The sequence below is a fragment of the Phocaeicola coprocola genome (assembly GCF_041333015.1).
Taxonomy (GTDB): domain Bacteria; phylum Bacteroidota; class Bacteroidia; order Bacteroidales; family Bacteroidaceae; genus Phocaeicola; species Phocaeicola coprocola.
In genome coordinates this window covers 1303881-1315213 of sequence record NZ_JBGKGM010000004.1, presented here as the reverse complement: position 1 = coordinate 1315213, position 11333 = coordinate 1303881, and the positions used below count along the sequence as shown (strand labels likewise).

Below are 11333 nucleotides of genomic sequence, written 5' to 3'. Positions count from 1 at the left end.
CTCTCTTGAAACATCAGCTGGTTTTCTGGAGGTGAAATAATATAATGTATCTCTTGAAATATCAGCAGGCTTTTCGGGAATGAAATAAATAATGTATCTCTTGAAATATCAGCTGGTTTTTCGGGAATGGAATAAATAATCTCTCTTGAAATATCAGCTGGTTTTTCGGGAATGGAATAAATAACCTATCTCTTGAAACATCAGCAGGTTTTTCGGGGGTGAAACAGGAATTTTCTGGAAAGATCCTTCAACTGCAAAACAAACAAATTAACTCTGTAAAAAATATGAAACTGATCAATTATATCATGGCTTCGGTGCTGTTTCTCTCGGCAACGCTTCTGGGCAGTTGCAGCGAAGAGGAGAATACGCTTTCGAAAGCTGTACTGGCAAGTGCCAGTGCCCTGGACTTTGAGGCTGAAGGGGCACAGCCGAAAACGATTACCGTGTATGCGGATGCCGACTGGGTGATGGAGGACTTGCCCGAATGGATTACGGTGACTCCTGCCACAGGAAACGGTACGACGGATGTGACGGTATCGGTAACTGACAACATGCGCGACGGGGCGGAGGATAATCCGCGCAAGGCGACAATCGTATTCAAGGGTTGTACGCTGGCAAGCCGTGCGGAGGTAGTGGTTTCGCAGGATGGCGACAAGTACCGCGACTGTCAGGAGTATACAGTGGACGAGCTGCCGGCACTGGAAGATGAAACGGTGGTTTCGGTTCCGGAAGCACTGGTTACGGCGGTGACGACTTCGGGCTGCATCGTAACCGACGCACAGTACGCTGTAAATATGTTCCTGCAAACCGCAACTGCCGTGAACGTGGGCGACAAGGTGGCGGTGAAAGGTTCGAAAGGCACAGACGCACACGCCTTGCCTTACGTGGTATGCGACGAGGTACGTGTGGTATCGGAAGGCAATAATATCGGTTATCCGGAAGCTCACGACGTGACTGCCGAAGTGGACAGTTACACATCGGATAGCCGTGAATGGATTTCGGCAAGCGGTGTGCTGAGCGGTAACAATGTGACGATAGACGGTGCGGTGAACTCGGTGTCTATCATCGACGCGCCCGAAAGCTTGAATCTGGCAGCCCTGAACGGTCACAAGGTGACGGTGTACGGCTACTTCGACGGAGTGGCTGCTCCTGCACTGCGCATACAGGCCGCACGCATCGAAGACAAGGGTGTGGTAGAGGTGATCTATTTCTCGGAAGACTTTGAGTGGCTGTTGCCCTGGGCAGAGAACAGTGGCGCCGGACAGACAGTGGAAAACGACGGATCGGGTACTGCTCCGCAGATTTACAGTGCGAAGAACGACGAGGGACAGACGGCTGCCGAAGCGTTGCTGGCTCACGGATACGGACTGGAAGAAAGTCGCGGTGCTTCTATCTACCTGCAGAAATGTTACCTGAAGTTCGGTAAGGCAGACTATCAGGCAGGACTGACACTGCCGGCTGTAGACGGCATACCGTCAGGCGAGAAGGTAATGCTTTCGTTCGACTGGGCGCCGATGGTGGGCGGTACGAGAAAGTTCGACCCGGTACAGCTGATCATCACCGTGACCAACGGCAGCGAGACAGTCGGACTGGATCCGGTAGGACATAACTTTGTGAATGAGGTAGACAAACTGGAATGGCTGCATGCCGATGTGGTGCTGGAGGGTGTTTCCATCACGAAAGATACACGCATCACCATCAAGTCGGATGCATGGGGTGAAACTGCCGCTACTTCGGGCAGCAGTGTCTATCGCCGCTGGTTTATCGACAATATCAAACTGAGCCGCGCCAACTGACAGGTGCGGTAGCAGAGAGGTGCCACAGGCTGTACAGCATTTACGCAGACGGTTTTCTACCGGCAGGCGTCGAGCTGTACGGCCTGTGGTTTTTTTATTTTTATCGTAACAATGCAATCCTGTAGGCGGACGGTGACGGACACTGCCCGGAACTGGCTATGTATCTTTGTGATACAGAAAAGAGATTGAAAGCTTTCAACAGGTATTCGTTTTAATCATTAAAAAGTAAAAAGATTATGGAAAGAGCAGTGACTTATTCGGTAGTAGCAAGAAAGAAACCTAATGATCTGGAAGGTAGTGCCAAATATTATGCCCTGGCACAGGCACGCGGCGAGATGGGAATCCGTGAAATGGCGGACCGTATTCAGCAGATGTGTACGGTGACACGTGCCGATACGATGGCGGTGCTGATTTCGCTGGGTACGGTGATGCGTGACGGTCTGTGTGCCGGAGAAATCGTGCGTCTGGGCGACCTGGGTTCGTTTCAGATCGGTCTGAACGGTGAGGGTAGTGTCACGGAGGAAGAATATCACACCGGACTGATAAAGAAGGCGCATATCAACTTCCGTCCGGGAGCCGATTTGTCGGACATTCTGAATTCGCTGAGCTACGAACGTGTGCCGGTAAAGCCTAAAAAAGAGGAGTAAGACTCCGGAAGGGAGATGCGGACAGATGTGAAATATAAAAAACAAGGAGGAATGTATGACTGGAAAGGTAAAATGGATTCTGATCAGGATAATCAAGTGTCTGTATTGCATACTGACCGGAAAGAAAGGAGGGTGTAATGAGAAAGATTGACATGATTGTCATTCATTGTTCGGCAACGAGAGCGGATGTTCCGCTCTCGCCCCGCCAGCTGGAGGAAATGCACCGGCAGCGCGGGTTCGACGGATGCGGGTATCATTATTATGTAAGGCGCGACGGAGAAATATGTACGATGCGTCCGGTAGACCGTCCCGGAGCGCACGCCAAAGGATATAACCGGCACAGTATCGGTGTGTGCTACGAAGGAGGACTGGACGAGCAGGGACGTCCTGCCGACACACGTACGGAACTTCAGAAGCGTTCGCTCAGGGTGCTGGTGAGAGTGCTTGCCATGGACTTCCAGACACGCCGGATAGTAGGACATCGCGACCTGAGTCCGGACCTGGACGGTGACGGTGTGATAGAACCGGAAGAGTGGACAAAGGTGTGTCCCTGCTTTGATGTTGGGACGGAATTATAAGAAAATTTATGTACAGTGTTATAATGATATGTTTTTATGTTAAAAAGCTGTCAAAATGTAATATGTAAAATAAATATGTGTATTATTAAATTTTAACACTTATATAAATCTTTGGTTTATAGTAATTTGTATTAAGGGACTCTTTTGAGGAGTCCCTTGTTTTTTAAATATTTGTTATTGTTTGTTTTTATATGGTTTTATCCATAGATTCTCGAAGAGGGTATAAAGATGTTCAATGTGTTAGTAAAATATCGGTATTTATAGTAAAAAATAAAGCTAAAACTGTCTATTTGATAATTTATAGAATATGCAAGAATATTTATGTATTTTGCTTTATTTTTTTTGTTTTTTAATGAAATGATATGTATATTTGTGTCCGTTATTAAAATTTTATTAGAATATGAAAAAGCGAATTACACTTTTTTGTGCCTTTTTGTTAATAGGCATAAGTCTGGCGATAGCTCAGGCTGTACAAGTGACAGGTGTCGTGATGTCTGCGGAGGATGACATGCCTGTCGTGGGAGCTTCTATTTTGGTTAAGGGAACTTCTAATGGTACAATTACGGATATCGACGGAAAGTTTATACTGAAAGTTAACAAGGGGGATAAACTTGAAATCAGCTATATCGGTATGAAATCGCAGACAGTAGCTGCCAAAAATAATATGAAGGTGGTACTGGAATCGGATACAGAGGTACTGGATGAAGTCGTAGTTACCGGTATGCAGCGTATGGACAAGCGATTATTTACAGGTGCGTCAACAAAAATATCTGCCGAAGACTCTAAACTTGACGGTGTGCCGGAAATCAGCCGTGCCCTGGAAGGACGTGCAGCCGGTGTATCGGTTCAGAACGTATCAGGTACTTTCGGTACAGCTCCGAAAATCCGTGTACGTGGTGCCACATCTATCTACGGTAGCTCTAAACCGTTGTGGGTAGTAGATGGTGTCATCATGGAGGATGTAACGGAAGTAGGTGCTGACGATTTGTCTTCGGGTGATGCCGTTACACTGATCAGTTCGGCTATCTCTGGTTTGAATGCTGACGATATCGAAAGCTTCCAGATTCTGAAGGATGGTTCGGCTACTTCTATCTATGGTGCTCGTGCCATGGCAGGTGTGATTGTCGTTACTACCAAGAAAGGTAAGGCAGGTTCTAACAAGATCAGCTATACAGGTGAATTCACCATGCGTATGAAACCGAACTACCGTAACTTCAACATCATGAATTCTCAGGAACAGATGGACGTATACAAGACACTGGAAAGCAACGGTTACCTGACATTTGCCGATGTATACCGTGCTTCTAACAGTGGTGTATATGGTAAGATGTATCATTTGATCAACAGTTACGACGCAAAAAACACAAGATTTGGCATGCCAAACACTCCGGAAGCAAGAAATGCTTATCTGCGTGAGGCTGAATACAGAAATACAGACTGGTTTGATGTTTTGTTCAACAACAGTATTTCTCAGAACCATGCAATCAGTATGACAAGTGGTACTGAAAAGGCTTCGTACTATACTTCACTGAGTGTGATGAACGACCCGGGATGGACCAAACAGAGCAAGGTACAGCGTTACACTGCCAACCTGAACGCACTGTATAATATTTCGAAGAAAGTTTCACTGAACCTGATCGGTAACGCTTCTTACCGTAAACAGCGTGCGCCGGGTTCGTTAAGCTCGAATCTGGACCCTGTAAGTGGTGAAGTAAAACGTGACTTCGATATCAACCCGTATTCTTACGCGCTGAATACTTCACGTGCACTCGACCCGAATGAATACTACGTACGTAACTATGCGCCGTTCAATATCTTGCATGAACTGGACAATAACTATATGGACCTGGATGTAGTAGATATGAAATTCCAGGGTGAGTTTAAATACAAACCTATCAATAAGGTAGAACTGAGTGTGCTGGGCGCTTACAAGTATTCTACTACTACTCAGGCTCACAAGATTACTGACTATTCTAACCAGGCATGGGCTTACCGTGCAATGGATGATGCTACTATCCGTGACGCTAACCCGTGGTTGTATACTGACCCGGATGTATCGAACGCGTTGCCGGTATCGGTTCTTCCGGTGGGAGGTTTCTACCGTGAAACTAAATATGGCATGAACAGCTACGACTTCCGTGCTACTGCCAGCTACAATGACGTATTTAATGAAAACCATATCTTCAACTTCTTCGGTGGTATGGAGTTGAACGCTACCGACCGTACACAGACTTGGTTCCAGGGTGTAGGTTTGCAGTATGATATGGGTATGCTTCCTTCTTACGACTATCTGTACTTCAAACAGGGTAATGAGGAAAATGCTGCTTACTACGGTGTGTCTACAACCCGCTCTCGTGACGTGGCTTTCTTCAGTACAGCTACTTATTCATGGAAAGGTAAATATACAATAAACGGTACAGTCCGTTATGAAGGTTCTAACAAGCTGGGTAAGAGCCGTTCGGCACGCTGGCTTCCTACATGGAACGTTTCGGGTGCATGGAACGTACACGAAGAAAGCTGGTTTGAAAACCTGAGACCGGCCTTGTCTAACCTGACTCTGAAGGCTTCTTACTCACTGACTGCCGACCGTGGTCCGGCTGAGGTTTCTAACTCACGCGTAATCGTCAACAGTTATAACTCTTACCGCCCGTTTGCCAGTGTAAGTGAATCCGGACTTCAGATTACAGAACTGGAAAACAGTGAGCTGACTTACGAAAAGAAACATGAGTTGAATATCGGTGCTGAAATCGGTTTCCTGGATAACCGCATCAATCTGGCTATGGACTGGTACAAGCGTAACAACTACGACTTGATCGGTATCATCAATACAATGGGTGTAGGCGGACAGATTTCAAAATATGCCAATGTTGCCAGCATGAAGTCACACGGTGTGGAATTTACATTGTCTACAAGAAACATTGTAACACGCGACTTCAAATGGAATACCGACTTTATCTTCTCTAACGCGAAGAACGAAGTTACCGAACTGGATGCTAACTCACGTGTTATCGACCTGATTGCAGGTACAGGTTTTGCTCTGGAAGGTTATCCGGTACGTTCACTGTTCTCTATGGACTTCCAGGGACTGAACGAACAAGGTCTTCCGACATTCATCAATGAAAAAGGTGAAGTGACTGTAAGTGACATCAACTTCCAGGAACGTAACGTTAAAGATCATCTGGTTTACGAAGGTCCGACCGATCCGACTATTACCGGTAGTTTCGGTAACGTATTTACCTACAAGAACTTTAAGTTGAATGTATTTATCACTTACTCATTCGGAAATGTAATCCGTCTGGATCCGGTATTCAGCAATAAATATACTGACTTGGATGCAACACCGAAAGAGTTTGTAAACCGCTGGACTAAGCCGGGTGACGAAAATATTACCAACATACCGGTTATCGCCGATACACGTATGAACCGTCAGGATTCTCAGTTGAGCCGCGCATACAATGCATACAACTACTCTACAGAACGTATCGCCAAAGGTGACTTCATCCGTATGAAGGAAATTTCACTGAACTATGATTTCCCGAAATCACTGGCCAGCCGTATGAAACTGAGCAACCTGTCACTGAAACTTCAGGCAACCAACCTGTTCCTGATTTATGCCGACAAGAAGCTGAACGGTCAGGATCCGGAATTCTTCAACACCGGTGGTGTGGCTGCTCCTGTTCCTAAGCAGTTTACTTTGACTTTGAGATTGGGTATTTAATTTGATTTAAAAGAGAAAATTATGATGAAAAATATAAAAACATACAGTGCTGCTTTATTGATGGCGTGGGCTTTCGCTTCGTGTAGCGATTTCCTTGATACAGTGCCTGATAATCGTGCAGAAATAGATACGGAATCGAAGGTTACTAGTCTGTTGGTTTCAGCTTATCCTAGCTATTATCCGATAATGATGTTTGAAAAAGCTTCGGACAATACGGCTGATAACGGTGAAATGTATGCTTTTGAGTACCAGCAGGAGCAGGATGCCTATTTGTGGAATGATATCAAGACAGATACGGATCAGGACTCTCCGCAGGGAATGTGGAACGGACTTTATATGGCGATTGCTTCGGCAAACCATGCACTGCAGGCTATCGAACAGATGGGAAATCCGGCTTCGCTGAACGCTCAGAAAGGTGAAGCGCTGTTGTGCCGTGCATATGCACATTTTGTCTTGGCTAATATCTTCTGTGAAGCTTACGATCCGGCTACCGCTTCAACCAAATTGGGTATTCCTTATGCTACGAAACCGGAAACAGAAGTAGCTCCTGAATATACCAGAGGTACGCTGGAAGAAACTTATCAGCATATTGAGGCTGATTTGCTGGAAGGACTTCCACTGATTAATGATAACTTGTATTCGGTTCCTAAATACCACTTCAACAAAAAGGCTGCCAATGCTTTTGCCGCACGTTTCTACCTGTTCTATGTAAAAGAAGATAAATCGAACTATGAAAAGGTGCTGGAATATGGTAAGGAAGTTTTGGGTACAAATCCGGCAAGATCACTTCGCCAGTTGCAGGCTGATCTGGGTTCTCTTACCGAACTGGATGAAAGAGGTGATGCGTATATCTCTGCATCGGTAGATGCTAACTTGCTGATAACTCCGATCAACAGTTCATGGCCTTACATTTACGGTCCTTACAACATGGCAAAACGTTATGGTATGAACCGTACGGTGACTGAAACAGAAACTTTGTGGGCAGGCGCTCCATGGAACAACCCGTTGTTTTATGCCAGCCTGAACGGTATGGAACAGAAGTTGTGTTTCTTTAAGTATCGCATGTATTTTGAGTATACAGATAAGGTAAACGGTATCGGTTATCGTCACGCTGTAATCGTTCCGTTCAGTACCAATGAAACATTGCTTTGCTGCATCGAGGCTAATATTCTGAAGGCTCAGCCTGACTATGCTACTGCTGTAGAATATATGAACAAATGGCTGGATGCATCGAAGGGTGACGGAAGATACGGATATCCGGAAACACTGACAGAAGATAAAATTGTAGACTTCTATGAAGGTGTGGGATATACACCGATACCTGTAACCGATGAAACCAAGCGTACAGTGAAGAAACACCTGAATCCTTGCTTCTCGTTTGTAAACAAGAAACAGGAAAACATGATCCACTGTGTGTTGCAGATGCGCCGTATTGAAACTATTCACGACGGTTCACGCTGGATGGATATTAAACGTTATGGTATAGAAATTACTCATAACCGTGACGGTATGGACCCGATCGTATTGACGAAAGATGATCCGCGTCGCGCATTCCAGTTGCCGCAGGATGTTATAGAAGCTGGTCTGGAGGCTAATCCTCGATAAATGAACTTTAAAATGATAGTTGTTATGAAAAAGATAAAATACTTATTTTTAATATTGGTAGCCATGTGTACTGCTACCTCATGCAGCGAAGATGATTTGTCGCCTGATAGCATTTTTGATACGACGGCTCCTCAGCGCAATGAGTTTGATAACTGGATTCTTACGAACTATACAACTCCATATAATATCGATTTGAAATATCGTTTTGAAGATATCGAATCGGATATGGACTATAACGTGATACCGGCCGATTATAACAAGTCGATAGCTCTGGCGCAGATGGTGAAATACCTGTGGTTGGAAGTGTATGCCAAACTGGCTGCTCCAGAGTTTCTTCCTACTTACTGTCCGAAGATTATGCACTTTGTAGGTTCACCGGAATACAACGCAGCCAGCGGTTCCATTGTATTGGGTACTGCGGAAGGTGGTATGAAGATTACGTTGTTCAATGTAAACGGACTGGATGTCGAAAATCCGAATATAGATGTGTTGAATGAATGGTACTTCAAGACCATGCACCATGAGTTTGCTCATATCCTGCATCAGACAAAGAATTATTCTACCGATTTCAACGATATTACTCCGGGTAAGTATTCGGGTGAAGGTTGGGTGAATCTGAAGGATGCGGATGTCCGTAAGGAAGGATTTGTTACAGCCTATGGTTCCAGCAAACCGGATGAAGACTTTGTAGAAACCATTGCAAACTACGTGGTAAAATCGGACGCTGAATGGCAGAACATCATGAGCCAGGCCGGAACAGTAGGTGGCGCATTGATTCAGGAAAAACTGGATATGGTTACCGAATATCTGAGTGACTCATGGGGAATTGATATTCAGGCTTTGCATGAAGAAGTGCAGGAACGCCAGTCGCATATACTGGAAATGGATTGGACAACATTAAAATGATAAAAACGGAATGAGTATGAAAAAGTTATTATATATTTTTACTCTGATCAGTTCGTTCTTGCTGGCGGGCTGTACTTCAGAAACGGAAAACTTGTTCGGTGAATCGGCTTCGAACCGTGTGGAGGAAGCAATGGAAAACGCCCAGAAAATTTTGATTGAGGCACCGAACGGATGGTTGATGAAATATTATCCTTCTTCTCAGCAGAGTTTTGGCGGATACAACGTGCTGATGTCGTTTACTGCAGAAGGTGAAGTTACGGTCAGTGCTGATATCACTGATCCCAGTGCTAAATCGACAAGTCTCTACCGTTTGAAAGAACAGGCTGGTCCTACACTGACTGTAGATACTTATAATGAAATTTTCCACTTCTTCTCTGATCCGGCTTCGGGTGTAGGTACTACCGGACTGGGTATGGAAGGTGACTATGAATTTACTATTCAGTCGGCCACTCCGGAACAGGTAGTGATGAGAGGTAAAAAGACTGGTAATACCATTACCATGACTCCGATGCCGGAAAATGAAACTTGGGAGGCATATCTCACTGATATCGAGGAAGCTGAGCAAAAAGTAAATTATGTACTTTTCTCTTATGCTGCTGATGGTGAGAAATATGACGTAACAAAATCATATCGAACACTGGCTATCTCGCATGAAGTTGACGGTGAGAATGTAACAGAGGTCTTTTCATACATTCAGACCAAGGAAGGTATGGAATTCTACAGCCCGATTACATTGGGTGGAATGGAAGTATCGAAATTGGTTTACGATAGTGCTTCTGGTACTTGGAAGTCTGAAGATGGAAAAGCTGTATTGAGCGGTGAAACTACTCCTCCGGCATTGTTATTTGCCAACGGTGGTCCGTGGTTTGTTACTTACGACGGTATGAGTTCATACGGACAGCAGACTGTAGCTTCAACATTGCAAGGTATGGCTGCTTCTTATCCAGGTCTGACGCTGGATTATCTGGCTATCGCTCCTACTTATGAAGTTGTGGATATGGTATTCGGTGGCAGAGAAGGTCTTTTGCAGCTTGTGACTTCAGCAAGTGGTGATGATAAAGTAAGTCTGACTTTGACTGGAGCTGGAGATGAAATTGGTGTAGAATTTGCAAATGCTGGAATCCTTGACGCTATTTTTCTGTTTGCAAAATTCTCTCCAGTCACATTCACTGTAGAACCTGATGATCCAATTAATCCGACTAAGATGACACTGACTCAGGTAGGTAATACGAAGAATGTAATCGTTGTAACCAATCAGGAAACTCCGTTTGGTTATCATGAATAATAATAATTTTCTCTATTAATTTCTCTCTTAAAGAATGATTGGAAGGCTATTCCTAGTGATAGGGGTAGCCCTCACTTTTTTATTGCTGGACGGGTGTGAAGGCAAGTGGCTGTATACATTTTGCGCTAGACACTTTGAGCTGTCTCAAAATGGAACTGCGAAAGTAAAAATCTTATAGATTACCTATTGGCGGAATTAAATTATAAAAGATTTATGTTTAAAAAGTTGTGCATATAGTTGATATTTAGTAAAATAAAGGTGACCAAACTTTTTAATAGACAAATATCGTATGCACAACTAAGTGTGCATGACATTCATTACCTGAAGGATGTGAAAGTGGATTATAGTAATTGTACAGTCATAGGGGACAGAGGATATATAAGTGCCCAAGTGCAATTGGATCTGTTTGAAACTGCCAATATCAGATTGGAGGTACCATACAGATGTAATCAAAAAGAATGGAAGCCAACATTCCCAGCTTTTGCCAAAGCGAGAAAAAGAATTGAAACCATATTCTCGCAATTGTGTGACCAGTTTATGATTATAAGGAATTATGCGAAAGATACAGATGGATTGTTTGCCCGGATTATCGGGAAGATTAGCGCACTTACAATCCTCCAATATATTAACTACAAAAATGAAAAGCCTATTGGCAGAGTTAAATATGCGCTATTTTAATTCCGCCAACAGGTATATATGTTTTTATGTGACGAAACAAATATACTATAAAACAAATTGAAAATGATTCTTTTGATGCTAATGTGTTTAAAAACGGGCTAACTGCTGTTAGCTTATAAT

7 protein-coding genes and 1 pseudogene are annotated in these 11333 nt (G+C 44.3%); all 8 read left to right on the top strand.

What is annotated here, in order from left to right; genetic code table 11:
* Nucleotides 1–284: 284 nt before the first annotated feature.
* The gene (locus tag ACDG22_RS16250) at nucleotides 285–1796 is read left to right on the top strand and encodes a BACON domain-containing protein (protein WP_370858972.1); all 1512 of its coding nucleotides are present in this window, start codon (nucleotides 285–287) and stop codon (nucleotides 1794–1796) included.
* A gap of 236 nt (nucleotides 1797–2032) precedes the next feature.
* Entirely contained in the window at nucleotides 2033–2443 is a 411-nt protein-coding gene (locus ACDG22_RS16245; RefSeq protein ID WP_007567986.1) for an HU family DNA-binding protein, read from the top strand.
* Between the two features lie 137 nt (nucleotides 2444–2580).
* Nucleotides 2581–3021 (top strand): N-acetylmuramoyl-L-alanine amidase, encoded by a 441-nt coding sequence (locus ACDG22_RS16240; protein WP_007567990.1) that lies wholly within the window; start codon nucleotides 2581–2583, stop codon nucleotides 3019–3021.
* A gap of 400 nt (nucleotides 3022–3421) precedes the next feature.
* Entirely contained in the window at nucleotides 3422–6739 is a 3318-nt protein-coding gene (locus ACDG22_RS16235; RefSeq protein WP_178270211.1) for a SusC/RagA family TonB-linked outer membrane protein, read from the top strand.
* A gap of 21 nt (nucleotides 6740–6760) precedes the next feature.
* Nucleotides 6761–8344: a RagB/SusD family nutrient uptake outer membrane protein gene (locus tag ACDG22_RS16230; RefSeq protein ID WP_333492522.1), complete on the top strand. Its 1584-nt coding sequence runs from the start codon at nucleotides 6761–6763 to the stop codon at nucleotides 8342–8344.
* 24 nt (nucleotides 8345–8368) lie between these two features.
* Entirely contained in the window at nucleotides 8369–9250 is an 882-nt protein-coding gene (locus ACDG22_RS16225; RefSeq protein ID WP_270230263.1) for a zinc-binding metallopeptidase, read from the top strand.
* Between the two features lie 16 nt (nucleotides 9251–9266).
* Complete coding sequence (locus ACDG22_RS16220; RefSeq protein WP_178270209.1) at nucleotides 9267–10535, top strand: DUF4302 domain-containing protein; 1269 nt, start codon at nucleotides 9267–9269, stop codon at nucleotides 10533–10535.
* Nucleotides 10536–10835: 300 nt separating this feature from the next.
* Nucleotides 10836–11213, top strand: a pseudogene (locus ACDG22_RS16215) (transposase); the annotation flags it as partial.
* Nucleotides 11214–11333 lie beyond the last annotated feature (120 nt).